We start from the raw sequence: 24,998 nt of genomic DNA, 5'->3' as shown, positions 1-24,998 counted from the left end.
GTTCCTTCTGGCTATCGACGTTCTTTACGTGTTAGGCCGAATAAATGTTGACTTTGGCACCGGGGAGATCTCTCTTGCTTCGTGAGATTCGCTGCAAAATTTTCCGAAAAGAAGTGGTGAGGTTCCACTCAGGGCTGAATGTTGTCCTAGGGGACGACAAGGCCACTAATTCTATCGGGAAGTCAACGCTTCTGATGGTAGTTGACTTCGTTTTTGGAGGAAGCACTTTCCTCACCTGGAACAAGGATGTTGTTAGGGAGCTGGGGCATCACCATTACGATTTTATGTTTGAGTTTGATGGGTTGGAGTATCGATTCAGACGCGAGACTCTCACTCCTGATAGCGTATATGCATGCGATCAAAACTATGATCCAACGACTTCGCTCTCTCTCTCAGAGTTCAATGCTCGTCTCAAGAAACTCTATGAGTTGCCTTCTCCAAAACAGTCGTTCCGGTCGGCCGTTGGACTACACCTGCGTGTTTGGGGCAAAGACAACCTGATTCCCGACCTGCCATTGCATGCGTCACCAAATAGCAGTGGCCGGGACTGCGTTGACAACTTGATCAAAACCTATGGCATGTTCGAGCCTATTGAGCAAAGTGATGCGGAGTCCAAGAAGGCCGAAAAGCAGCTGAAGACTCTCAGAGCGGCGCAGGCTGATGAATTAATTCCAAAGCTGACCAAAACAGCCTACAAACAGGCAGGCATTGCCGTCGCCAACTTGGAACGGGACCTCGCGAGCGTTCGCGAAAGTCTAGCAAGCTATGCTGTAAGCCTTGAGACGATAGTTAATAGAGAAGTCCTGGACCTCCGAAAGCGAAAGGAGATCCTTCTTGCCCGGAGAACAATACTGGCAGGAAGGCTTCAGAGACTTGAGCTGAATATAGCCGGACGTCGTAGATTGGGGGCCCACAACTTCCGAGATTTGCAGAGGTACTTCCCGGAGGTCAACGTGGAACGTCTGGCTGAAGTCGAGCATTTTCACGATGGAGTCGCAGGAATCCTCCAGGAGCAGCTGCTGCAATCGATGGAAGGGTTACGGCAGGAGGTTGATGCCATCGATGCTGAGGTCAAAGAAATAGACAGCAAGGTCTCAGACGCTATGCGCACAGTGGACCAGCCAGAAGCGCTCGTTGAGCACATCTATGGCGTGGCAAGGTCATTGGAGGAGGCGAAAGCCAGCAGGCAGTCATATGAACTGGCGACCACCACGAAGGAAGCTGTACAGCTGGCCAGAGAGAACCTTACGAGCGTTAAACAGGGAATCGTGTGGGATGTACAAAAAATAGTCAACGCGGGGATGCTACGGCTGACAGCTGCGGCCCTGGGTGAGACCAGAAGGGCTCCGGAACTCTGGCTAAGCGAGACAGGCTACAAATTCGAGACCTTTGAAGACACGGGGACGGGAACTGCCTACCTTGGAATGATTCTTTTTGATCTTTCCGTCTTTGAGAGCACGAAGCTTCCGGTCATTGCACATGATTCCGTGCTTTTCAAGAACATCTCAAACGATACGGTTGCAAAATTGATACGGCAATATACGCTCGTTTCCAAGCAATCGTTCATTGCTTTAGATGATGTTGATAGGTATGGCGCAGATGCGGCCAAGCTCCTGCGAGAGCTCTCAGTGCTACAGCTTTCAGATATGTCAGTCCTTTACATTAAAGATTGGCGGCCTACTGGAAGTACCATCCTGAACTGACGGAAATACGTCTAATCAGTGCGGTCATGAAACTCCCTCCAGGCCGCCATATAGTCTATGAAAAAGCTGAAGCATCCTTAAAAAGGGGCATCTTATGAAATGGGTATGGACTTGGAGCGGCAAGTCTTTTGGTTGGATCGAGAACGACCACCTTATAACGCATGATGGAGTTCACGCTGGAATTATTCATGGCGCCGAGATCTATGCGGCCGACGGAAGATATCTGGGTGAGATTAAGAATGAAAATCGCTTAATTACATCGCTTGCAAAGAAGGGGCGGCGGTGGAGTTCGTTCACACCTCGGGCCAGAAGCATGAGTCGCGTGCCATACGTTAACTATGCCGGATATGTGATGTATGCCGGCTATGAGGATTTTCCTGCGCCGGTAGAGTTTCTTCGATAGTTGAAGGAGTGAGATGGTGACTCAGTGCCGCGTAGGTGCCTATTCTGCGAATGGTTCGACGCCTCTAGTTGCGGACATCCGAGATGCCGTAGTGGGGCGGATGGCCAGTATGGGGCGATCGCAGGTGTGGAGAGCCAAAGCAGAGCGCGCAAGCATCCGACCTCCACGAGGCCACGTGGCTGCTGAGTGGCTAACCGACCAGTCTAGGCAGTCGGTTGGAGTGCCCGCTTCGTGGTGGAGTCACGTAGTCTTTAGTCTTTGAGCGAAATGAAGGGCTAAGTGAGCACTTTGTTTCAAGCACATATAGTGCTGCTGCTCGTACTGCTTCGCGCGCCCCTCGCATGCCTATCTGAACCTGTCGCCCGGGCTCGACTTCGAGACCAAGCTGTTTGCCAAGACCAACGCGCCGCAGCTGCTGCGCAAGGAACTGTCGAAGCCGGGCTACGTGCCGCAACCGATCGCGCTGGGCATCAACACCGACGCGTACCAGCCGATCGAGCGCAAGTTCAAGCTGACCCGTCAGCTGATCGAGGTGATGCTCGAAACCAAACACCCGTTCTCGCTGATCACCAAGAACGCGCTGGTCGAGCGCGACATCGATCTGCTCGCACCACTGGCGGCGGAGAACCTGGTCAGCGTGCATTTCTCGGTGACATCGTTGGATCCGCACCTGTCGGCAAAACTGGAGCCGCGTGCCTCGGCACCCCATGCGCGCCTGCGTGCGATGAAGCGCCTGCATGAAGCGGGCATTCCCGTCGGTGTGATGGTGGCGCCGGTGATTCCCTGGATCAACGACAGCGAACTGGAAGCCGTTCTGGAGGCTGCGCACGATGCCGGCGCCAGCACCGCAGGCTACGTACTGCTGCGCTTGCCGCTGGAAGTGGCGCCGCTGTTCCGCGATTGGCTGGATACCCATCATCCGGATCGTGCCGCGCATGTGATGAGCACGATCCAGCAGCTGCGTGGCGGCAAGGATTACGACAGCCAGTTCGGCACGCGCATGCGTGGCCAGGGCGTATATGCGGAGCTGTTGAGCAACCGCTTCAAGCTGGCGCGCAAGCGCCTGGGCTTCAACGCGCAGAACAGCCACTGGCCGAAACTGGATCGCAGCCGGTTCGAGAAGCCGCTGCCACCGAAGGTGGATACGCCGCAGGGTTCGCTCTTCTAAGGCGTGTACATCTGCTGTCGAATGCATCAGCGGTCCGTCGCGCCGTGCTGTGCTCAGCTGGTTGATGGGCAATGCATGAAAAAACATTACCTGTGTCCATTGCACCGTTGCATCACGCCGTCATACACTCGTTACAAACATGAATTCCCGATGACTGAATGAGTCGGTCTCGGATGAGGAGCTAGGCAAGCGCATGACGCACGTTGCAACAAGGAACACCCTGCAGTCCCGTCTTCTTCTTTTGCCGCTGCTTTCCCTGCCGATGACGTTGGCAACCGCGGCAAACACTCTCGAAACCGTTCAAGTCGTCGCCACGCGCCCTGCTGGAGGTGGCGGTGTAGGCGGTTTTGGATTTGGTGGCGGCAGTGGCGTCCACCTGTCCGAATCACAGATGGACAATGGCGGCGGCGGTGCGATTCCGACCGAAACCGCGAAGGAGCAGCCGACCGATGACAAAGAGAAGGACTGCAATGGTCGCAAGGGCAATCCTGTCGTTCTCTACAGCGGTAACAAGGTCGAGCCGGAACTCGATTTCGCCAGTCAGGGCGAAATGGGCCTGTTCCTGCAGCGCAATTACAATCATTACTGGAGCGCGACTGGACTGTTCGGCAATCACTGGCTGAGCAACTTCGACTATTCGCTCGCATTCACCGATGCAAATCAGCTGGCGTGGGTGCAACGGCCCGACGGTCGCCGCATCAAGTACCTCAAGGATGCGGCCAGCGGTCGTTGGTATGAGGACAAGGCCCAGCCCATCGCGTACCTCTCCGCGAACGGCGATGGCACGTTTACGCTTCGAAACGAAAACAATGGGGCGGAGACCTACAACGCCGAGGGCTACATCACCCGACTCAGCAATGAGCAGGGTGTGAGCTGGACATTCTCCTATGTTGACCGCTACCTGCAGAAGGTGACCCACTCCTCTGGACGTAGCATCAGCTTTGGCTGGGCCAACGGGCAGGTTACCCAGGTGACCGATCCGGCCGGCAACATCTATCGCTACACCTATACCCCCAGTGTGTTCGGGAACGGACGTGGCCGGCTCGCCAGCTCGACGCTGCCAGGCACACCTGCAACGACGATCAGCTACCACTACGAAGATGCCCGCTTCCCGGGAGCCCTGACCGGCAAGTCTTTTGATGGCGTGCGCTATTCCACTTTTGCCTACGATGCGGAGCGGCGCGCCATCAGCACGGAGCACAATGGTGGCGTTGAACGGTTCCGCTTCAGCTACGCGGTTCGCAGCACCGAACCGGTGCTTCCGCCCCCCGCACCGACTCGGCCAGGTGGTTTCCGCACCGACGAAGAGCGTGGATGGTGCGAACAGCGCCCCGGAGGCTCACGCATCTGCTACCAGCCACGCTCGCTGCCTGTCGATTCGCTGCCGATGGAGAGTGCTCTGGGTATGACGGCCGCCGCATCGCCTGGCCTGACGCGTCCGGTGGACATTGACGTCACCGTGGTCAATCCCCTCGGCCGTAGCACCACCTACACGTTCAAGGACGGAAAGATGGTGTCGACTAAGGGCGATCCATCGCCGAACTGCCCGGCAAGCTACAAGGAGCAGAGCTATGACGCGAACGGTTACCCCGACCTGGTTCATGACTTCCAGGACAATCTGACCAACTTTGACTACAGCGCACAGGGCTACCTGCTCAAGCGGGTGGAAGCTGTTGGCAGCTCTGCCGAACGCACCACGCTGCAGGAGTGGGATACCACGCGGAACCGACTGCTCAAGACAACGGTCGTGGGTGATCTCGAAGCTGCCTACACCTATGACGATCGTGGAAACGTAGCCAGTGTAACCGAGCGCAATTTGACGGCACGCGGGGTGCCCAGCCAGACGCGGGTGACCCGGAGCGTCTATACCTACCATCCCAATGGATTGAAGGCCTCCATCAAGGTCGACGGACCGCTTGCACAGGATGACGTTACCTCCGTCTTCAACAGCCAAGGCGATCTGGCCAGCGTCACCAACGCACTCGGTCATACGGTCAGCTACTCCAACTTCAACGGACTGGGCTTACCGGGACGCATCGTCAATGCGAACGGTGGCGTGAGGGAGCTGACGTACGATGGACGTGGCCGTGTTGTGTCCGACAGAACCAGTTCCGCAACAGGCTGGGCCACCACGACCATTGGCTACACCCCTGCAGGCGATATTGCCTCGCTCACGCAGCCCGATGGAGTGACCATCCGTTACAGCTACGATGCCGGACGTCGCCTGATACAGGAAGTCCGTTCAATGGGAGACGGCAAGTGGGCGTGGACGCGCCATAGTTACAACAACGCTTCCAATCGCACGCGTACCGAGGTCTCGCACACCGACTATCCGATCGATACGGTGGTCACAGGAACGATTGACGAGATCACCCATGACGGGCAGTGGAACTGGTTCGTGCGTGGCTGGGCCTGCTCCACTGGATCGGCTGGGTCGATCCAGGTAGATGGCTACGCCGATGGCAACATCTATCTGGGAAGCACTCAAGCCAACCTCGCCAGTGAGCCAGGGGTTGCTGCAGCCTGCCAAGCCTCAGGTAGTTCTTATCGATATCAGTTGCCGATCTCGCTAGCTCAGAGGCAGCAATTGGGCGGACGCAAGTTCTCCATCTATGCCCAGTCTCCGCAAGGTCGAAATCAGGATCGACCGCTTGCGAACTCAGGTGCATTCGCGATTCCATCGGCAAACATCGTCGGCGACATCGGTGGGGTGACCCAGGACGGCAACTGGAACTTCTTCGTCGAAGGTTGGGCTTGCTCGATGGGCGTGGACGCGTCGATCGATGTGCACGTCTATGCAGGAAGCTCCGCATGGACGGGGGGCACCTTCGTAGCCAGTGGCCGTGCCAACCTGGCAACGGACGGCAACGTCGCCAACGCTTGCCAAGCGCACGGCAATGCGTACTGGTTCAAGATCCCGCTCGATGCCAATCTACGATCAGCGCATGGTGACAAGGCGCTGTATGTTCATGGCATCTCGCCATGGGGCGGCGATCATCTGACGATCAATCGATCAGGAGCCTTCACCATACCCGCCGTCGTCCGCAATGCAGAACTGGTCAGCGCATCGGCATCACCCCGGCAGATATTCAATGGGGGCTCGTCGAATCTGACGTTCCAGTTCCGCAATACCGGCAACGTCGTGTGGAACCCTGGTGACACCTATCTGGCATTCGGAATCCTTCAGCTCAATGAAAGCATGGGCCTGGCTGGACCGGTGCCTCCTGGGGCAGTTGCAACCTTTACCAGAAGCGTTGGTCCGAAGAACACCGGCAATGGCAACGTCACCTTCATCTACAAGGCGCAAATGGCCTCTGGTGGTGCTGCGTGGGGCACGGAAGGGAGGGCGACATTGTCTGTTGAGAACAACAAGGGAAGCTGTGGCCGCGTTACCTGCGAACGGCCTCGGTAACAAAGGACTGTCCAAATGCCAGCACTGACGCTTGCCCTGATGGGGCTGAACGCTATTGTCTCTGTCAATACATATGAGTACGACGAACTGGGACGTGTGATTGTCGAACGCGGAAACGGCGTGCAGAACGTGCGCTATGCCTATGACGCTGAAGGGCGCGTCACCCAGGTCACCGATTCGCAGAATCGGGTTACCCGGATGAACTACGACCCGCGTGGGCGCCTGATCCAATCAATCGACGCTGCCGGGGGCACGACCCAGATCGCCTACGATCTTGCAGATCGTCCGATCCAGGTGAGCGATCCGCGAAAACTAGTCACCACCTATGAATTCGATGGCTTCGGCCAGATGTGGAAGCAGGTGAGCCCGGATACGGGAACGACGCAGCATCAGTATGATGCTGCTGGTTTGCGGACCGCGACGACGCGTGCAGATGGCAGCGTCGTTTCCTTCGGCTATGACGGCCTGGGACGAATGACTTCTGCGAGCGCCGAAGACCAGACGTTGGGCTACAGCTACGATTGGTGCGGTAATGGCAAGGGACTGTTGTGCGGCACCTCGGGGCCGGGAACAGCGACACATTTCGCCTACACGCCGAACGGCGAACTGCAGATACGCCGCGACTTCACAGATCTGTCTGGTCAGAAGACGGATCACAGCACGACGTATGGCTACGATAGCATCAATCGCCTGAGCCAGATCACCTATCCCAATGGTGACAAGGCGACCTACACCTATGGTTCCCAGGGAAAGCCAAGCGCGTTGATGGCAACCGTCGACGGTACTCAGCGCTCAATCATCTCGCAGGCCAACTGGAAGGTCACCGGAGCGCATGAGCAGCTGGCCTATGGCAATGGCCTCGTCCGTGGCTATAACCACGATCAGGAGGGACGGCTGACGGCAATGTCGGTCTGGGGACCCAACAGCAGCAAGGTCAGCTATTGGGACTACCAGTACAGTGGCGATGGAGAAATCACCGCCATCGTCGACGCTGTCGACCCGAACATGACCCAGATGATCGGTTATGACTCGCTGAGTCGCCTGACCCAGCTGACACGCTTTGGCGTCACCAACACGCTTTCCTACGACGCCGGCGGCAATCACGACCGCTATCAGGCCGGCAATCAGTTGACCCAGTACAGCATCGACCCGGGGAGCAATCGGGTGCTGAACTACACCAACCAGGACGGCAGCCGCCAGTACCAGTACGACGCACTGGGAAATCGTATCAGCGAGACTGCGGGCAGCCGGATCAGCACCTTCGAGTACGACGCCTTCAATCGCATGAGCCGCAGCAACATCGGAGGCGCAACGACCGACTACGTGCTGAATGCGCAGGGACAGCGCGTTGCGAAGATCAACCAGAGCACCAACAGCCGCTACTTCTACGCCGGTCAGAACCAGCTCATGACCGAGCTGAACAACGGCGTGTGGACCAACTACTTCTGGTTCGAAGGTGAACTGGTGGGGCTGGCGCGCAGTGGTCAGCACAATTACGTGCATACCGATCATCTCGGACGCCCGGAGTTCGTGACCAGCCCGGACCAGCACACTGTCTGGAAGGCATACAACTACGCCTATGGGCGCAGCGTGCAGAAGGATGAAATCGGTGGGTTGAACATTGGCTTCCCGGGCCAGTACTACGATGCAGAAAGCGGGCTTTGGTACAACGGCTTCCGTGACTATGACGCAAGCATTGGCCGGTATGTGCAGAGTGATCCGATCGGGTTGGTCGGAGGAACCAATACGTACGCCTATGTTGGCGGCAACCCAATCAATTCGGTTGACCCCCTCGGGCTTCAGGCTCGCGCACTGCGTCCGACCTACTATCCAGGCAACTACGCCACAGGTGGTTCTGAAGAGTACGGTGGTCCTCGATTGGATGCTGGGAGTTTTGGCATCTTCGGAACTATCGTGCTTGTTTCTCCTTCACTCCCTCAGCTTGCGAGAGCGCTCTACAACAAGCCACCAGCCGACGCAACAGATCCCAACGGTGCGAAGGCTCCGGGTCTCCCTGGCGAGGTTGAGGGATACTGTGCACCCAAGAAGGGGCCTCAGTGGGTTAAGAGCCCGAATGGCAGAGGGAGTGGATGGCTCGACAAATCCGGAGATGTTTGGGTTCCCTCTGGCCAAGGAGGGGGTGCCCATGGTGGACCTCATTGGGACGTTCAATCCCCCAATGGGGACTACATCAATGTCTACCCTGGTGGAAGAAGGCGCTGATTCTATGCTGAAGCTGGAAATTGAATCCTTGAGGTTCTATTCACGACTGGACGAGGATGCGTTCTTCTCCAGGTTGAGTAAAACATCGGGCGTGGTGTCTGTTGAGGGCTTTCTCAGAACGATCAACGTCTCTGTTGATCCGTCGGCTGTGGATGAGGACGGTATGAGAGAGCTGATTTCGCTGTTCCAACGCTATGGAATCGATATGCACCAGTTGCGGGAGCTCGAGACGAAAGAGTTCAGCACTTGGATGCGGAACAGATCCGCCTACTGGTTCAAGTCGATGTATCCGGACCAGTGAGCACGTGACCTGAAGATCATCTACTGGCTGCGCATCGCGTTCCTGTGGATGCTTCCATTGAACGTTCTGCTGCTGACGGCCGGCAAGCTGATGTCGGGCGACGCGCTTGGAGAAGAAGAGCTCGTTGGCTTCGGTGTGGCGGTGTTCGGCGCTTTGGCGGGCGGGATTCTCTATCGCCGCCGCCCTCGATAGCGTCGAGCTTGCTCGACGGAACCTGGAGCGAAGTCGAGCAAGCTCGACTCTACGAGGACGCTACCCCCCAAACAACTTCTGCGCACTCTGGAACAAAATCCAGCTGGTGGCGATGAATTTGTCGCCGCCCTGCGGGCGGTTGCCGCGATGGGTATGGGTGAACGCCGTCGGTGCGATCAACAGGCTGCCGGTGCGCGGCGCGATCTTCCGGCCCTGGAACAGGAACTCGGTTTCGCCTTCTTCGAAGTCGTCGTTGAGGTACAGCGTCCACAGCAGGTGGCGGTGCAGCGTGTCGGCCTGCGCATCCTTCGGGTACAGCTCGCAGTGCCAGTACGGGTAGCCGCCCTCGCCCGCTGCGTACCACTGCAGGTTGATCGCGCCCGGGCGCAGGCAGGTGCGCGCCAGATCCGCAAGCTGCTCCGGTGCCATGTCGGGAAAATCCTCGGCCGACAGACGTCGCGGCTGGCCGTTGCTGTCCTGGATCTGCAACATCAGCGGCGCGATCAATGCCTGTGGATAACGGCGTAGATAAGTCTGCAGACCGGCAAAAACCGCCTGCTGCAGCTGCTGGTCGACATCCTGCCATCCGTCCAGGCCGCTGATCCGCAGATCCTTGCTGTGCTTGAGTTCCGGGAACACGCCGCTGCCCACTGCACCGGGTTTCAGGCCCTGACTTGCACGCATGCGGGCGACGATCGCAGCGCACACGTCGCTGGGGACGGCGTTGTGGATGACCTCGATGAAATCGACAGGGCCCGGCTCGTGCATGCGTGCATTCCTTCGACGGCAAGGGCTTGATGGTGCCGTTTGCAGCCGCTGCTGTCACCCTGCGGTCATGTCATCAATCTGCCATGACCGCTGTAGGGATGGCCGCTGTCAGACGCTCTTCGCGTCATGCTCCTGGTGATAACGCACGGCCTCGGCGACCTCTTCGCGCGAACCGAGGAACACCGGCACGCGTTGGTGCAGCTGGTCGGGTTGCAGGTCGATGATGCGTTCGCGACCAGTCCAGGCCGTACCGCCCGCCTGCTCCACCAGCAGCCCCATCGGGTTGGCTTCGTACATCAGGCGCAGCTTGCCGGCCTTGCCCGGTTCCTTCTTGTCCCACGGGTAGATGAAGATGCCGCCGCGGGTCAGGATGCGATGCACGTCGGCGACCATGCTGGCGATCCAGCGCATGTTGAAGTTCTTGCCGCGCGGGCCTTCCTTGCCGGCCAGCAGATCTTCCACATAGGCCTGCATCGGCGCTTCCCAGTGGCGCTGGTTGGACATGTTAATGGCGAACTCCTGGGTGGCCGCCGGGATCTGCATGTTCTCGGTGGTCAGCAGGAACTCGCCGGTTTCGCGGTCGAGGGTGAAGGCGTGGGTACCGTGGCCGACGGTCAGCACCAGCTGCGTGCTGGGACCGTAGATGCAGTAGCCGGCGGCGATCTGCTTGCTGCCCGGCTGCAGGAAGGCGTCATCGCCAGGCAGTTCGACGTTGGTCGGGCAACGCAGCACCGAGAAGATGGTGCCGACGGAGACGTTGACGTCGATGTTGGAGCTGCCATCGAGGGGATCGAACAGCAGCAGGAAATCGCCGCGCGGGTAGATGTCCGGCACCGGCTGGCTGTGGTCCATTTCCTCCGATGCGCAGGCAGCGAGGTGACCGCCCCAGGCGTTGGCTTCCAGCAGGATCTCGTTGCTGATGACATCCAGCTTCTTCTGCGCTTCGCCCTGCACGTTGCCGGTGCCGGCTTCGCCGAGCACGCCACCGAGGGCGCCCTTGCTGACGGCGATGGAGATGCTGGTGCAGGCGCGGGCGACGACCGCGATCAGCTGGCGCAGGTCGGCGTTGATGCGGCCGGCGTGCTGCTGCTGGATCAGGAAGCGGGTCAACGAGGTACGGGACATGGGCGGGCAGGTCTCGGCAACGGGGAAACGACTATTGTCGCTGGTCTGACTTGCGCGTGGGTGAGCGGGGAGGGCGTAATCGTTTCCAGATGCGTTGCGCTGTGTGGCGCTTCCCTTTCGTCGAGGCACGCAGGAGGGGGAGACAATGCAGGACACGCTGCAAGTACGTCCATGTAAGCTCGATGGCGCCATCCATGGCGCCAACGGTCCTGCATTGCCTCCCCCTCCCGCGTGCTTCAGGGTTGGCTGCGCGCGCGGAGGGTGTGGCAAGGCAGGAGCAAAAACAAAGGCGCCTTGCGGCGCCTTTGTTTTCAAACCACTGGAGTGGTGCTTCAGCCCTTGGCGACGGTGGCCACGGCCTTGGCGACGTATTCCAGGTTGTTCTGGTTCAGCGCGGCCACGCAGATGCGGCCGGTGCCGACGGCGTAGATGCCGAACTCGTCGCGCAGGCGCTCGACCTGTTCGCGGCTCAGGCCGGAGTACGAGAACATGCCGGCCTGCTCGTTGATGAAACCGAACTGCGGGGCACCGGCGGCGGCCAGCTTCTCGACCAGGCCCTGGCGCAGGGCGTGGATGCGCTCGCGCATCTCGGTCAGTTCCTGCTCCCACATCGCGCGCAGTTCCGGGTTGGTCAGCACGCCGGCAACCAGTGCAGCACCGTGCGTGGACGGGCTGGAGTAGATCGTGCGGATCACGCGCTTGACCTGCGACTGCACGGCCTTGGCGTCAGCGGCGGTCGGCGCCACCATCGACAGCGCACCCACGCGCTCGCCATACAGCGAGAACGACTTGGAGTACGAGTTGGCGACGATGAAGCTGTCGATGCCGGCCTCGGCGATGATGCGCACCGCGGCGCCGTCCTGCTCGATGCCCTTGTCGAAGCCCTGGTAGGCCATGTCGATGAAGGGGAACAGCTGGCGGTCCTTCAGCAGCTGCGCGACCTGCTTCCACTGGCTGACGGTGAGGTCGGCGCCGGTGGGGTTGTGGCAGCAGGCATGCAGCAGCACCACGGTGCCCGCTTCCAGCTTGCCCAGGTCGGCCAGCAGGCCGTCGAAGTTCACGCCATGGGTGGCCGGGTCGAAGTAGGTGTAATCGACCACCTCGAAACCAGCGGCGCTGAACACGGCGCGGTGGTTTTCCCAGCTCGGGTTGCTCAGCGCGACGGTGGCGTGCGGCAGCAGCTTTTTCAGCACGTCGGCGCCGACGCGCAGCGCACCGCTGCCACCGACGGTCTGTGCGGTGGTGACGCGGCCGGCGGCCAGCAGCGGCGAATCCTTGCCGAACACCAGCTCACGGGTAGCCTGGGTGTACGCCGGCAGGCCATCGATCGGCAGGTAGCCGCGCGGTTTGGCTTCGTTGGCGAGCTGCTGCTCGATCTGCTTGACGGCGCGCAGCAGCGGAATGCGGCCGCTCTCGTCGTAGTAGATGCCCACACCCAGGTTGACCTTGGTCGGGCGGCTGTCGGCGTTGTACGCCTCGGTCAGGCCCAGGATCGGGTCGCCTGGGACCAGTTCCACGTTTGCAAAGAAGGACACGGCGGTACTCGTTCGGTAGACGGAAAGGGGGAGGAATTGCGCCACGCGGCTTGCGGCCTGTCGGCCGAAACCGACCCATCGTAACAAAGCCTGCCGGGGCTGGCCGCCGCCATCGTCATCCGCCTGCCCGTACCATGGCGTGCGTTGCCGCCCGATCCATCAACCTGAATCATGAATCCCGCCGCACGACGTCATTGCCTGCCGCTGTCCGCCCTGCTGCTGTCGCCTTTGGCGGTGGGGGCCGAGCCCTCGCCCACCGCGCTGCCGGCTGTGCAGGTGCAGGCCGCGCGGGTGCCAGGCGTGGATCCCTTCGCCCTGCCCGCCAGCCTGGATACGGTGTGGATCGATGCTGACCGTGCCGGCCCCAACGCGCAGCTGTCCGAGGCGCTGGGCGGGGTGCCGGGCCTCCTGGCCCGCGACCGGCAGAACTTCGCGCAGGACACCCAGCTGTCGATCCGAGGCTTCGGCGCACGCTCGACCTTCGGCGTGCGCGGGGTGCGTGTGCTGATCGACGGCGTACCGGCGACCATGCCCGATGGGCAGGGCCAGCTGTCGCACGCCAGCCTGCTCGGTGCCGAGCGCATCGAGGTGCTGCGCGGGCCGTTCTCGGCCCTGTACGGCAACTCGTCCGGGGGCGTACTGCAGGTGTGGAGTGCGCAGGGCCAGGCCGGTGACCCTTGGCGGCTGCGCGTGAATGCCGGTGCCGACAACACGCTCAGCGTCGGCGCGCAGCTGCGCGGGGCCGGCAAGAGCATCGACTACAACGTGGCCGCCAACCATTTCAGCACCGATGGTTGGCGTGACCACAGCCGTGCGCGCCGCGAGTCGTTGAACGCGCGGCTGGGCACCGAGTTCGCTGGCGGCCGCCTGGAACTGCTGCTCAACGCGCTGCACGCGCCCAACGCGCAGGACCCGCTGGGACTGAGCCGCGCGCAGGTGGCGGCCGACCCGCGTCAGGCGACGGCGGTGGCCCACCAGTACAACACCCGCAAATCGGTGCGCCAGCAGCAGGCCGGCCTGCGTTGGACGCGGGAAGCCGGCGCGCAGCGCTGGCAGCTGATGGGCTATGCCGGGCAGCGCGCGGTGACCCAGTACCTGCCGATTCCGCCAGGACCGCAGGCCAACCCATTGCATGCCGGTGGCGTGATCGACCTGGATGGCGGCTATGGCGGGCTGGACGCACGCTGGGGCTGGAACGGCGATCTGTGGGGCCGCCCGCTGGATCTGGTGGTGGGCGTGAATGCCGATCGTCAGCGCCAGCACCGCACTGGCTACGAGAACTTCATCGGCACCTCCCTGGGCGTGCGCGGGCGCCTGCGCCGCGACCAGATCGACATCGTGCAGAACGTGGACCAGTTCGCCCAGGCGTGGTGGCAATGGAGCCCGCGCTGGTCGCTGTTGGCCGGAGTGCGCCACAGCACGGTGCGCTTCGAATCGGATGATCGCTACATCGCCGGGCGCAACCCGGACGACAGCGGCCGCCGCCGCTACCAGGCCACCACGCCGGTGGCGGGAGTCAGCTTCGAGGCCAGCCCGCAGTGGCGCCTGCACGCGGCCGTGGGCCGTGGATTTGAAACCCCGACGTTCAATGAGCTGGGCTACCGCGCCGATGGCCAGGCCGGGCTGGCGCTGGATCTCGCGGCTGCCCGCAGCCGCAGCCTGGAAGTGGGCAGCAAGTGGCACGCACAGGATGGAAGGCAGCTCGATGTAAGCCTGTTCCGCGCAGATACAGACGATGAGCTGGCCGTTGCCAGCAATACCAACGGTCGCAGCACGTACCGCAACATCGGCCGTACCCGCCGCCAAGGTGTGGAGCTGCAGTACCGGCAACCGCTGGCCGAGCAGCTGGAGCTGCAGCTGGCCTGGACCTGGCTGCAGGCGCAGGTGCGCTCGCCCTACCTGGCCTGCGCGGCCAGCAACTGCGCAGTGCCCGATACCGTGGTTGCCGCCGGCAGCCGCCTGCCCGGCGTGCCCCGGCAGCAGGCGTATGCGCGCCTGCAGTGGTCGCCGGGGGACTGGCAGTGGGCGCTGGAAGCTGCCGCCAGCAGCGACGTGGTGGTGAACGACATCGCCACCGAGCGCGCGCCGGGATACGCGCTGCTGGACCTGGAGGCCGGCCGCAGCTGGAGGCTGCAGGCCGGTGAGCTGCGTGCATTCGCGCGTATCGACAACGCGCTGGACCAGCGCTACATCGGCTCGGTGATCGTGAACGACGGCAACGGCCGGTTCTTCGAACCGGGGCCGGACCGCCGCGCCAGCGTGGGGCTGCAGTGGTCATGGCGCTGAAGCGGTAGTGCCGGCCGCTGGCCGGCAACGCTCCGTGCAGGGGATAAGGTTGCCGGCCAGCGGCCGGCACTACCCGTCAAACGGAGGCCCTGGCCGGCGTGGCGATCAATCCGGGGCCTTGGCTGGCACGAACGGCGAGGTCGGGTCGCTGGCCGGGAAGGTCTCTTCCAGCGCCTCGTCCTGGTTGTCGCTGGCATGCTGCTTGCGCTCGCGCCGCTTCAGCGGGCTTTCCTGGCCGCCGCGATTGCGATCGCCACAGTCCTTGCGGTCCTGTGCGGCCTGTTCAGGTCGACGCACGACGGGCAAGGCGCCCTCGTCTGGTGTCGACATGCCCGCGCCGCGGTCCTCGGCGTCGGCCAGATCGTGTTTGCCGCGCTGCTCGCCCGGCTCGGGGGTGTGGTTCTCACGCAGGGGGTCACGGGTGGTGGTCATGGGGCATTCCTCCGGTAGGCCTCCACTACAGCGCGGACGAAGTAAAGCCACTGCGAACCTGGCGTCATGAACATCTTTGTCACGACTGGATAACGGCACCGCGCGTATTCCTGCCCACCCGCCCTGCTGCAGGAGCCGGCCATGCCCCGTCTTGAACGCCCCGCCCCGTCCGTGTTCAACGCCCTGCTGGATCCGCTGGGCCAGCGCAGCGCGCAGCGCCGGACCCGCCGCACGGAGGATCCCCAAGCGGTGGCGCAGGATTACCTGCAGTACATGCTGAGCGACTACGAAGAACGCCGCGCACAGGGGCATCGCAACTGGCGCGACCTGTGCCCGGTATATGCCTTCGCGCTGACCACGCACGCCGCCGACTGGCCGCGTGGCGGTGGCGCCGATACCTGTGGCGAATTGGCCGAGCACTGGGACCAGATGCGCGGACAGTCGCGCCTGAACTGGGCACAAGCGCAGCCGGTGGTGGAAGATGCCTGGCGCGCGCTGGACCATATCCCGGCCGCTGCGGTGAGGCCGCTGCTGCAGTAGTGCCGGCCGCTGGCCGGCAGCTCGATGATGCGTGGGATGCCGGCCAGCGGCCGGCACTACCCGCACGGCGTGCACGTTGTCGACACGAGCGTTTCACGGCGGCCGGCTGAAGCTGGCTACCCCTGCTGAAACCCAGGTGCGCATCATGGCCCGCCCGATCTGGACCGGCACACTTTCCTTCGGCCTGCTCAACGTACCGGTCTCGCTGATGTCCGGTGAACGCAAGGTCGACCTGCACTTCCGCATGCTGGATTCGCGCGACCGCAAACCGATCCGCTTCGAACGGGTCAACGCGGACACCGGCGAAGAAGTGCCGTGGAAGGACATCGTCAAAGCCTACGAGTACGACAAAGGCAGCTACGTTGTGCTGGAGGAAGACGATATCCGTTCGGCGGCCCCGGAGAGCCATGAGACGGTGGAGGTGGAGACCTTCGTCGACGCCACGCAGATCGATCCACGCTACTACGAAAAACCCTATCTGCTGGTGCCGGGTAAAAAAGCCGAGAAAGGCTACGTGCTGCTGCGGGAAACACTGCGCAGCACCGGCAAGGTCGGTATCGCACGGGTGGTGGTGCGCACGCGCGAGTACCTGTGCGCGGTGATGCCCAACGACGACGCACTGGTGCTGATGATCCTGCGCTATCCGCAGGAACTGGTCGAGCCTGACGACTACAAGCTGCCCAGTGGAAAGCTCGCCGACTATCGCATCACCAGCAAGGAAACGGCGATGGCCGAGCAGCTGATCGAGTCGATGGCGGGCGACTGGGATCCGTCGCAGTACCACGATGAATTCCGCGAGCGCCTGCAGCAGGTGCTGAACAAGCGCATCAAGTCCAAGGGTGGGACCACCAAGGTGGAGGACGAGCCGGCACCGCGCGAGGACGCCAGCACCAACGTGGTGGACTTCATGGCATTGCTGCAGAAGAGCCTGGATGCCAACAAGCGCACGCCGGCAAAGAAGGCAGCAGCTCGCAAGGCACCGGCCAGGAAGACAGCGGCGAAGAAGGCACCGGCAAAAAAGGCCCCTGCGAAGAAGGCTGCAAAGAAGACCGCCGCGCGACGCAAGGCAGGTTGAGCCATGTCGTTGCATCAGTACCGGCGCAAGCGTCGACTGGGCGGAGGCAGCGGGCAGACCCCCGAGCCGGATGAGGCGCCTGCACGGGGCAACCCGAAGCGACGGCCGATCTTCGTGGTTCAACTGCACCACGCCAGCAGCCGACACTACGATTTCCGCCTGGAAATGGATGGCGTGCTGAAGAGCTGGGCGGTGCCGAAGGGGCCGTCGCTGCGGGTGGGTGAGAAGCGCCTGGCGGTGGAGGTGGAAGACCACCCGCTGTCCTATGCCGGCTTCGAAGGTGATATTCCCGAAGGACACTATGGCGCCGGCCACGTCGATGTGTTCGACCACGGCAGTTGGGCCTGCGAAGGTGATCCGCTGCAGGCACTGGCGGCCGGCAAAATCGACTTCGTGCTGCATGGGCAGCGTCTGGCCGGTGGCTGGAAGCTGGTACGCACGGCGATGAAGGGGCGCCAGGTGCAGTGGCTGCTGATCAAGCGCGACGACGAGCAGGCGCGGGATGCCGAAGCGGATGATCTGCTGCACGCGCCGGCAACCAAATCTGCGAAGGCGGCCCGCGCCTCTACGAAGAAGGCAGCGTCAGCGCCGCGTACCGCACACCCACGCAAGGCCGATGCACGCTGGCGTGCGCGCGCGCTGAAGCTGGACGGAGCGCGTGACAAGGACTACCCGCGTCAGTTCAAACCACAGCTCACCGATCATCGCGACAGCGCACCGGACGGCGAGCGCTGGCTGCACGAGATCAAGTGGGATGGCTACCGGATGCTGGCCGATCTGCATGAGGGCGAGGTAAAACTGCGCTCGCGCAATGGCCTGGACTGGACGGCGGATTTTCCCGAAGTGGTGCAGGCCGTACAGGCGCTGCCCGTGCGCGATGCACGCCTGGATGGAGAACTGGTGGTGCTGGACGACAACGGCCGCAGCGACTTCGCCGCGCTGCAGCGGGTGATCGACGGCAGCTCGAAACAACCGCTGCGCTACATCGTGTTCGATCTGCCGGGCGTGGCGGGGGTCGACATCAGCCGCGCGCCGCTGCTGGAACGCAAGGCACTGCTGAAGGAACTGATCGGCGATGCTGTTGGCACGCTGGCCTTCAGTGAGCACGTCATCGATCACGGCCCGGCGGTGTTCGACGCCAGCGGCAAGGCGGGCTTCGAAGGCATCGTCAGCAAGCAGATCGACGCGCCCTATGTGAACGCCCGCGCACGCAGCTGGGTGAAGGTGAAGCACGAGGACACCGATGAATTCCTGATCATCGGCCACACCGCGCCAAAGGGCTCGCGGGTGGGATTCGGCTCGCTGCTGCTGGCCACGCCGGACAAGGGCGGCCTGCGCTATGTCGGTCGGGTTGGTACCGGCTTCGATGATGAAAGTCTGCGCGCGCTGTCGGCGGTGCTTGCACCGTTGGCGGTGAAAGCAGCGGTGCTGCAGCTGCCGTCGCACGTGCCGTTCCGTGCGGACAGCGTGCGCTGGGTGAAGCCGGTGACGGTGGCCGAGGTCGCGTTCCGCGGCTGGGGCAAGGAAGGATTGCTGCGCCAGGCCAGTTTCAAGCGACTGCGCAGTGACAAGAAGAAGGAGGACCTGGCGATGAGTGCAACATCGGCCGATGACGGCGACGACGTTGCCATCACCCATCCCGAGCGCGTGGTGTTTGCGAAGAAGAAGCTCAGCAAGGGCGACGTCGCCGACTACTACCGGCAGATGGCGCGCTGGATCCTGCCGGAAATCAGTGGACGACCGCTGTCGCTGCTGCGCTGTCCCGATGGCGTGGGCAAGGCGTGCTTCTTCCAGAAGCACCACGGCCAAGGCCTGGGCGACGCCGTGCATGCAGTGCCGCTGCAGCAGAAGAGCGGGCGCGAGGACTACGTCTACATCGATGACGAACGCGGGCTGCTGCAATTGGTGCAGATGAACACCCTGGAGCTGCATCCCTGGGGGGCGACGGTGGCCGATCCCGAACATCCCGACCGGCTGGTGTTCGATCTTGATCCGGGTGAGGGCGTGAGCTGGGCCGACGTGAAGCGCGGCGCGCGCGATGTGCGCGATCGACTGCAGGAGACCGGGCTGCAGAGCTTCGTGCGGTTGTCCGGTGGCAAGGGCGTGCATGTGGTGGTGCCGCTGCTGCCCAAGGCGGACTGGGAGGACGCGAAAGCGTTCTGCGAGGCGTTCGCGCAGGCGATGGCCGAACAGGCGCCGGACCGCTACGTGGCGACGATGAGCAAGGCCAAGCGCAGCGGCGTGATCTTCATCGACTGGCTGCGCAATACACGCGGTGCGACAAGCGTGTGTTCGTGGTCGCTGCGTGCGCGCGAGAGCGCGGGCGTGGCGGTGCCGCTGCGCTGGGAAGAGCTGGCGAGGGTCGGCGCTGCCGATGCGTTTCCGATGGACAAGGCGTTGGCACGGGCGAAGCGATTGAAGGCGGATCCGTGGCAGGGCATCGACGCGCTGAAGCAGACGTTGCCGACGTCGAAGCGGTAGTGCCGGCCGCTGGCCGGCAGCTGCAGGATCATCGAGGTTGCCGGCCAGCGGCCGGCACTACCCGTATACGGGCATCGACGCGTTGAAGCAGAAGCGGCCAGTATTGACCATGCGCGCTCAGCGCGGATCGCGCGACGCGCGGCGGCCGAACCACCAGCCCAACAACAACTGCACCGGCAGCGAAACCAGCAGGCCGATGACGAACCACTGTGGGAAATCGCCCCCCATCATCCACAGGCCATAGCCCGCGCCGAGTACCAGCAACGACCAGATCGAGGTGCCATGCGCACGTGGCCAGCACGGTGCGTAGTAGGTGGCAAAGGCGATGGCGGCGATGCCGCCGAGCACGGTGAATGCCAGGTCCCAGCCGAGCTGCGCCTCGCTTCCCGGCGTCAGGCCCAGCAGCGATGGCAGCCAGCCTGCCGCACTGCTGACCAGGGTCAGCGCGAGCAACGCGCCGATCAGGGCGAGCAGGGAGAAAAAGATGGTCTTGAGCGTGGCGGGCATGCGCGCATTGTACGGCCGCCAGGCTGCCCGGCGCTGCCGGCAGATCGGCATGGCCGCCGCACCCGTGGGAGAGGGAAACGGGCACGGCGGCCATGCACAGGGGGTCAGGCAGCGAAGTCGATCACCACGCGGCCTTCGATGGTGCCGGCATGCATGCGCGCGAACACATCGTTGACGTTCTCCAGGCGGTCGGTGCTGACCGTGGCGGCAACCTTGCCTTCGGCGGCGAACTGCAGCGATTCCTGCAGGTCCAGGCGGGTGCCGACGATCGAGCCGCGCACGGTGACGCCGTTGAGCACCATGCCGAAGATGTCCAGCGGGAAGTTGCCCGGTGGCAGGCCGTTGAGCGAGACCGTGCCGCCGCGACGGACCATCCCCAGCGCCTGTTCGAACGCCTTGGGCGAAACCGCGGTGACCAGCGCACCATGCGCGCCGCCGATCTCCTTCTTCAGGAACGCGGCCGGATCGGTGGTGCGCGCGTTGACGGTGACCTGCGCGCCCAGGCGCTTGGCCAGGGCCAGCTTGGCGTCGTCCACGTCCACCGCTGCAACGTTCAGGCCCATCGCGCGGGCGTACTGCACGGCCATGTGGCCGAGGCCGCCGATGCCGGAGATCGCCACCCAGTCACCGGGCTTGGTGTCGGTGACCTTCAGGCCCTTGTACACGGTGACGCCCGCGCACAGCACTGGCGCGATCTCCACGAAGCCCACTTCCTTCGGAAGCAGGCCGACATAGTTGGCATCGGCCAGTGCGTACTCGGCGAAGCCGCCGTTGACCGAGTAGCCGGTATTGCGCTGCGTTTCGCACAGCGTTTCCCAGCCGCCCAGGCAGTGTTCGCAATGGCCACACGCCGAGTACAACCAGGGGATGCCGACCCTGTCACCTTCCTTGATGTGCCCTACCCCGCCTCCCACGGCCACGACGTGCCCCACGCCCTCGTGGCCGGGGATGAACGGCGGGTTCGGTCTCACCGGCCAGTCGCCCTCGGCGGCGTGCAGGTCGGTGTGGCAGACGCCACAGGCCTCGATCTTGACCAGCACCTCGCCCGCCCCCGGGCGCGGTACCACGACTTCCTCGATGACCAGCGGCTTGCCGAACTCACGGACAACGGCGGCCTTCATGGTTCTATTCATGCGTGCTTCTCCGTAGTGCGCTTGCAGACAGGATGGCGCCGGCCCCATGCCCGCGCCTTGATCCCGATCAATCCTCAGAAGAAGCCGAGCTTCTTCGGTGCGTAGCTGACCAGCAGGTTCTTGGTCTGCTGGTAGTGGTCGAGCATCATCCGGTGGTTCTCGCGGCCGATGCCCGACTGTTTGTAGCCGCCGAACGCGGCGTGTGCCGGGTAGGCGTGATAGCAGTTGGTCCATACCCGCCCGGCCTGGATCGCGCGGCCCACCCGGTACAGGCGCGCGGCATCGCGGCTCCAGACGCCGGCACCCAGCCCGTACAGCGTGTCGTTGGCGATCTGCAGCGCTTCTTCCTCGGTCTTGAACGTGGTCACCGACACCACCGGCCCGAAGATCTCCTCCTGGAACACACGCATGCCGTTGTGGCCCTTGAACACGGTCGGCTGCACATAGAAGCCGCCGGCCAGGTCGCCACCGAGCGCGGCCTTGTCGCCACCAATCAGCACCTCGGCGCCTTCCTCGCGGCCGATGGCGATATAGGACAGGATCTTCTCCAGCTGTTCGCCCGATGCCTGCGCCCCCACCATGGTGTTCGGGTCCAGCGGATTGCCCTGCCGGATCGCTGCCACGCGTTCGAGCACGCGCTCCATGAAGCGTTCGTAGATCGATTCCTGTACCAGCGCGCGCGACGGGCAGGTGCAGACCTCGCCCTGGTTGAAGGCGAACATGACGAAACCTTCCACCGCCTTGTCGAGGAAATCATCGTCCTCGGCCATCACGTCGGCGAAGAACAGGTTCGGCGATTTGCCGCCCAGTTCCAGCGTCACCGGAATCAGGTTCTGGCTGGCGTACTGCATGATCAGGCGGCCGGTGGAGGTCTCGCCGGTGAAGGCGATCTTGGCGATGCGCGGGCTGCTTGCCAGCGGCTTGCCCGCCTCCAGGCCGAAGCCGTTGACCACGTTGAGCACGCCCGGCGGCAGCAGGTCGCCGATCACCTCCATCAGCACCAGGATCGACGCGGGAGTCTGCTCAGCCGGCTTCAGCACCACGCAGTTGCCGGCGGCCAGTGCCGGCGCCAGTTTCCAGGCCGCCATCAACAGCGGGAAGTTCCACGGAATGATCTGCCCGACCACGCCCAGCGGTTCGTGGAAATGGTAGGCCACGGTGTCGTCGTCGATCTGCGACAGGCTGCCTTCCTGCGCGCGCAGGCAGCCGGCGAAATAGCGGAAGTGGTCGGCCATCAGCGGCACGTCGGCGTTGAGCGTCTCGCGGATCGGCTTGCCGTTGTCCCAGGTCTCGGCGTGGGCCAGCAGTTCCAGGTTCTGCTCGATGCGATCGGCGATGCGGTTGAGCAGCAGCGCACGGTGTGCGGCCGATGTGCGGCCCCAGGCGTCCTTGGCGGCGTGCGCGGCATCGAGTGCGGCGTCGATGTCCTCGGCGTTGGAGCGGGCCACTTCAGTGAACACCTGGCCGTTCACCGGCGAGATGTTGTCGAAGTACTGGCCGCTGCGCGGGGCGATCCATTCGCCACCGATGTAGTTGCCATAGCGCGGCTTGAACAGGGAACGCGGATCGGTGGCATGCGGGCGGGCGGACGGTACGGCGTTCATGGCGGCTCCTGTGATGGGCGTGGTGTATCCACAGGCGCAAGGACGATGCCAACCCTGGCCTGCTGCGCTGCATCACGCCTTCATCGCCCGGCCATCGGTCATCGTGTCGCGCAGGCTGCGGCAGTGCAGCAGGTGCGGCCGTTGCAGGCCGGCGCGGGGTGTGCTGTTAATCGGGACAGGTCCCGCAACAACTGTCGCAATGTGCGACACAGGAGGCTGTCGGTGTCCCCGCTTGCTCCCGATCCCCGCCTGGGCAGTGCCCGGCGCAGTTTCTTCGAGCGCGGCGCTGCTCCGGTTGGCGCGGTGCCCGAGGCGATCCTGCATTCCTGGCAACGCTGCCAGCGGCATGGCCTGCTGGTGGATGCGCAGCCGGCCGCCGAACCACTGACCGACCACCGCCTGCGCGAACTGCGCCAGCGCCGCGAGCGCCTGTGGCGACAGGCGCGCCCGGAGCTGGATGGACTGGCGGCGGAAATGACCCACAGCGGCAGCATCGTGCTGCTGACCGATGAAGACGGCTGGATCCTCGATGCCGAAGGCAGCACCGGTTTCCTCGACAAGGCCGGTCGTGTCGCGCTGATGCCCGGCATGCGCTGGGACGAAGGCACGGTCGGCACCAACGCGATCGGCACCGCGCTGGTCGACGGACGTGCGCTGCAGGTGCGTGGCGGCGAGCACTACTTCGCCCCGCACGGCATCCTCACCTGTTCGGCGGTGCCGATCCTCGATCCCTACGGGCAGTGCCTGGGTGTGCTCGATGTTTCGGGCGACGCGCGGCTGCCACACGTGCACGCGCTGGCGCTGGTGCGGCAGGCGGTAGCGCAGATCGAGCACCGCGGTTTCGCCGACGGCCTGGCCGACTGCGAGCTGCTGCGCCTGCATCATCAACCCGCGCTGCTCGGCAGTGCGCGCGAGGGTGTGCTCGGCTTCCGCGGCGGTCGCCTGGTCGCAGCCAATCGTGCTGGCCTGTCCCTGTTCGGGCTCGATCGGCAGGACATCGGCCGCACGCCGTACGAAGCACTGTTCGAACAACCGCTGTCGCGGCTGGCCGATGACGGCGTGCTGCTTGATCGCCAGGGTCGTCGTCTGTATGGCGTGCGCGAAGCACGCGCGTCGCGACGCAGTGTGGCCACGCCGGTGGCGACCGCGCCGTTGCCGGCGCGCGCGCAGGGGCCGCTGTTCGATACCGCACAGCAACAGCAGCTGGCCACCGCCGGGCGTGTGCTGCAGGCCGGGTTGCCGGTGCTGCTGCAGGGCGAGACCGGCACCGGCAAGGAAGTCTTCGCGCGTGAACTGCATACGCGCAGCGCGCGTGCCGGTAAGCCCTTCGTCGCGGTGAACTGCGCGGCGTTGCCGGAAGGCCTGATCGAAGCAGAACTGTTCGGCTACGAGGACGGTGCCTTCACCGGTGCGCGCCGCCAGGGCAGCCCGGGCCTGCTGCGGCAGGCCGAGGGCGGTACCTTGTTCCTCGATGAGATCGGCGACATGCCGCTGGCGCTGCAACCACGTCTGCTGCGCGTGCTGCAGGAGCGCGAGCTGTCACCGCTGGGCGGTGGCAAGCCGGTAAAACTGGATTTCGCGCTGGTCTGCGCCAGCCACTGCGAACTGCCGCAGGCGGTGGACGCAGGCCGCTTCCGTGCGGATCTGTATTACCGCATCGCCGACCACGTGGTGACCTTGGCGCCGTTGCGGCAGCATCCCGATCGCGCTGCCGTGGTGGATGCGCTGTGGCAGCAGCTGGGACACGGCCATGTGTTGTCTGCGCAGACGCGGGCGGCACTGGTGGCCCATGCCTGGCCCGGCAACCTGCGGCAGCTGAGCGCCTGCCTGCGCACGCTGGCCGCACTGGCTGAGCCCGGTCAAGCGGTGGATCCGCAGCTGCTGCCGGTGGATGTGCGTGCTGGCACGGTGGCCGCGCCAGCACTGCCTGCCAGCGGTGCGCTGGAGGAGATCACCGAGGCGGCCATGCGCCAGGCGCTGGCTGATTGCCAGGGCAACGTCAGCGCGGCGGCCAAGCGGCTGGGGATCAATCGCAGCACCCTGTACCGGCGGCTGGGTGCGCCACGCGGCTGAGCGGATGCCGGTAGCGCCGGGTCTGTGCCCGGCTCCA

17 protein-coding genes and 1 pseudogene are annotated in these 24,998 nt (G+C 63.5%); 11 read left to right on the top strand and 7 right to left on the bottom strand.

Going from position 1 to position 24,998, the window contains the following annotated elements:
• The first annotated feature begins 74 nt into the window (after positions 1-74).
• The 6 genes and pseudogenes from H3005_RS12500 (at position 75) to H3005_RS21070 (ending at position 9,402) form a co-directional block, all read left to right on the top strand.
• A complete protein-coding gene (locus H3005_RS12500) occupies positions 75-1,703 on the top strand; it encodes a DUF2326 domain-containing protein (RefSeq protein ID WP_191078309.1) in 1,629 nt (542 codons plus the stop codon).
• A gap of 716 nt (positions 1,704-2,419) precedes the next feature.
• A pseudogene (locus tag H3005_RS12495) lies at positions 2,420-3,274 on the top strand (PA0069 family radical SAM protein); the annotation flags it as partial.
• Positions 3,275-3,467: 193 nt separating this feature from the next.
• Positions 3,468-6,686: a DUF6531 domain-containing protein gene (locus H3005_RS12490; protein WP_223880222.1), complete on the top strand. Its 3,219-nt coding sequence runs from the start codon at positions 3,468-3,470 to the stop codon at positions 6,684-6,686.
• A 15-nt stretch (positions 6,687-6,701) separates the two neighbouring features.
• Positions 6,702-8,909: an RHS repeat-associated core domain-containing protein gene (locus H3005_RS12485; protein ID WP_165781028.1), complete on the top strand. Its 2,208-nt coding sequence runs from the start codon at positions 6,702-6,704 to the stop codon at positions 8,907-8,909.
• Positions 8,881-9,210, top strand: a complete 330-nt coding sequence (locus H3005_RS12480; protein WP_133120124.1) for a hypothetical protein — start codon at positions 8,881-8,883, stop codon at positions 9,208-9,210. The genes H3005_RS12485 and H3005_RS12480 overlap by 29 nt, the downstream gene beginning before the upstream one ends.
• A 57-nt stretch (positions 9,211-9,267) precedes the next feature.
• Positions 9,268-9,402 (top strand): hypothetical protein, encoded by a 135-nt coding sequence (locus H3005_RS21070; RefSeq protein WP_263407398.1) that lies wholly within the window; start codon positions 9,268-9,270, stop codon positions 9,400-9,402.
• 60 nt (positions 9,403-9,462) lie between these two features.
• Here the strand turns inward: H3005_RS21070 and H3005_RS12470 are convergent, their stop codons facing one another.
• The 3 genes from H3005_RS12470 to H3005_RS12460 all read right to left on the bottom strand — a co-directional run bounded on the left by H3005_RS12470 (position 9,463) and on the right by H3005_RS12460 (position 12,830).
• Positions 9,463-10,170 carry a 2OG-Fe(II) oxygenase gene (locus H3005_RS12470; protein WP_100554280.1) on the bottom strand — a complete coding sequence of 236 codons (708 nt, stop codon included), beginning with the start codon at positions 10,168-10,170 and terminating at the stop codon, positions 9,463-9,465.
• Positions 10,171-10,278: 108 nt separating this feature from the next.
• Entirely contained in the window at positions 10,279-11,295 is a 1,017-nt protein-coding gene (locus H3005_RS12465) for a class 1 fructose-bisphosphatase (protein ID WP_100554281.1), read from the bottom strand.
• A 332-nt stretch (positions 11,296-11,627) separates the two neighbouring features.
• Positions 11,628-12,830: an amino acid aminotransferase gene (locus H3005_RS12460; protein ID WP_100554282.1), complete on the bottom strand. Its 1,203-nt coding sequence runs from the start codon at positions 12,828-12,830 to the stop codon at positions 11,628-11,630.
• Between the two features lie 171 nt (positions 12,831-13,001).
• Between H3005_RS12460 and H3005_RS12455 the strand changes: the two genes are divergently transcribed.
• Positions 13,002-15,116, top strand: a complete 2,115-nt coding sequence (locus H3005_RS12455) for a TonB-dependent receptor (protein WP_100554283.1) — start codon at positions 13,002-13,004, stop codon at positions 15,114-15,116.
• A gap of 105 nt (positions 15,117-15,221) precedes the next feature.
• On the opposite strand, the gene H3005_RS12450 is transcribed toward H3005_RS12455, so the two are convergent.
• A complete protein-coding gene (locus H3005_RS12450) occupies positions 15,222-15,548 on the bottom strand; it encodes a hypothetical protein (protein ID WP_089241889.1) in 327 nt (108 codons plus the stop codon).
• Between the two features lie 141 nt (positions 15,549-15,689).
• Here H3005_RS12450 and H3005_RS12445 point away from each other — a divergent pair, with 141 nt between their 5' ends.
• The 3 genes from H3005_RS12445 to ligD all read left to right on the top strand — a co-directional run bounded on the left by H3005_RS12445 (position 15,690) and on the right by ligD (position 19,644).
• Positions 15,690-16,088 carry a hypothetical protein gene (locus H3005_RS12445; protein WP_100554284.1) on the top strand — a complete coding sequence of 133 codons (399 nt, stop codon included), beginning with the start codon at positions 15,690-15,692 and terminating at the stop codon, positions 16,086-16,088.
• 145 nt (positions 16,089-16,233) lie between these two features.
• Positions 16,234-17,163 (top strand): Ku protein, encoded by a 930-nt coding sequence (locus H3005_RS12440; RefSeq protein WP_100554509.1) that lies wholly within the window; start codon positions 16,234-16,236, stop codon positions 17,161-17,163.
• Between the two features lie 3 nt (positions 17,164-17,166).
• On the top strand, positions 17,167-19,644 hold the full coding sequence (ligD, locus tag H3005_RS12435; protein ID WP_100554285.1) for a DNA ligase D: 2,478 nt from the start codon (positions 17,167-17,169) through the stop codon (positions 19,642-19,644).
• A 117-nt stretch (positions 19,645-19,761) separates the two neighbouring features.
• Here the strand turns inward: ligD and H3005_RS12430 are convergent, their stop codons facing one another.
• The 3 genes from H3005_RS12430 to adh form a co-directional block, all read right to left on the bottom strand.
• Complete coding sequence (locus H3005_RS12430) at positions 19,762-20,151, bottom strand: hypothetical protein (protein WP_100554286.1); 390 nt, start codon at positions 20,149-20,151, stop codon at positions 19,762-19,764.
• A gap of 104 nt (positions 20,152-20,255) precedes the next feature.
• On the bottom strand, positions 20,256-21,284 hold the full coding sequence (gene adhP, locus H3005_RS12425; protein ID WP_089241883.1) for an alcohol dehydrogenase AdhP: 1,029 nt from the start codon (positions 21,282-21,284) through the stop codon (positions 20,256-20,258).
• A 74-nt stretch (positions 21,285-21,358) separates the two neighbouring features.
• The gene (gene adh / locus H3005_RS12420; RefSeq protein ID WP_089241881.1) at positions 21,359-22,888 is read right to left on the bottom strand and encodes an aldehyde dehydrogenase; all 1,530 of its coding nucleotides are present in this window, start codon (positions 22,886-22,888) and stop codon (positions 21,359-21,361) included.
• A 222-nt stretch (positions 22,889-23,110) separates the two neighbouring features.
• On the opposite strand from adh, the gene H3005_RS12415 reads away from it, so the two are divergent.
• Positions 23,111-24,961, top strand: a complete 1,851-nt coding sequence (locus H3005_RS12415; protein ID WP_243382148.1) for a sigma-54-dependent Fis family transcriptional regulator — start codon at positions 23,111-23,113, stop codon at positions 24,959-24,961.
• Positions 24,962-24,998: the final 37 nt, after the last annotated feature.

It is taken from the genome of Stenotrophomonas sp. Br8, from assembly GCF_014763005.1.
In the GTDB taxonomy this organism is placed as follows: Bacteria; Pseudomonadota; Gammaproteobacteria; order Xanthomonadales; family Xanthomonadaceae; genus Stenotrophomonas; species Stenotrophomonas lactitubi.
Note: the sequence above shows the minus strand (reverse complement) of the source record. Positions and strands in the feature narration are given on the sequence as shown.

What these genes read in the sequence shown, in the direction of transcription:
- H3005_RS12490 (WP_223880222.1), top strand. Translation starts at nt 3,468, where the DNA reads ATGACGCACGTTGCAACAAGGAACACCCTGCAGTCCCGTCTTCTTCTT.
- H3005_RS12485 (WP_165781028.1), top strand. Translation starts at nt 6,702, where the DNA reads ATGCCAGCACTGACGCTTGCCCTGATGGGGCTGAACGCTATTGTCTCT.
- H3005_RS12480 (WP_133120124.1), top strand. Translation starts at nt 8,881, where the DNA reads ATGTCTACCCTGGTGGAAGAAGGCGCTGATTCTATGCTGAAGCTGGAA.
- H3005_RS12470 (WP_100554280.1), bottom strand. Translation starts at nt 10,170, where the DNA reads ATGCACGAGCCGGGCCCTGTCGATTTCATCGAGGTCATCCACAACGCC.
- H3005_RS12465 (WP_100554281.1), bottom strand. Translation starts at nt 11,295, where the DNA reads ATGTCCCGTACCTCGTTGACCCGCTTCCTGATCCAGCAGCAGCACGCC.
- H3005_RS12455 (WP_100554283.1), top strand. Translation starts at nt 13,002, where the DNA reads ATGAATCCCGCCGCACGACGTCATTGCCTGCCGCTGTCCGCCCTGCTG.
- H3005_RS12450 (WP_089241889.1), bottom strand. Translation starts at nt 15,548, where the DNA reads ATGACCACCACCCGTGACCCCCTGCGTGAGAACCACACCCCCGAGCCG.
- H3005_RS12445 (WP_100554284.1), top strand. Translation starts at nt 15,690, where the DNA reads ATGCCCCGTCTTGAACGCCCCGCCCCGTCCGTGTTCAACGCCCTGCTG.
- H3005_RS12440 (WP_100554509.1), top strand. Translation starts at nt 16,234, where the DNA reads ATGGCCCGCCCGATCTGGACCGGCACACTTTCCTTCGGCCTGCTCAAC.
- ligD (WP_100554285.1), top strand. Translation starts at nt 17,167, where the DNA reads ATGTCGTTGCATCAGTACCGGCGCAAGCGTCGACTGGGCGGAGGCAGC.
- H3005_RS12430 (WP_100554286.1), bottom strand. Translation starts at nt 20,151, where the DNA reads ATGCCCGCCACGCTCAAGACCATCTTTTTCTCCCTGCTCGCCCTGATC.
- adhP (WP_089241883.1), bottom strand. Translation starts at nt 21,284, where the DNA reads ATGAATAGAACCATGAAGGCCGCCGTTGTCCGTGAGTTCGGCAAGCCG.
- adh (WP_089241881.1), bottom strand. Translation starts at nt 22,888, where the DNA reads ATGAACGCCGTACCGTCCGCCCGCCCGCATGCCACCGATCCGCGTTCC.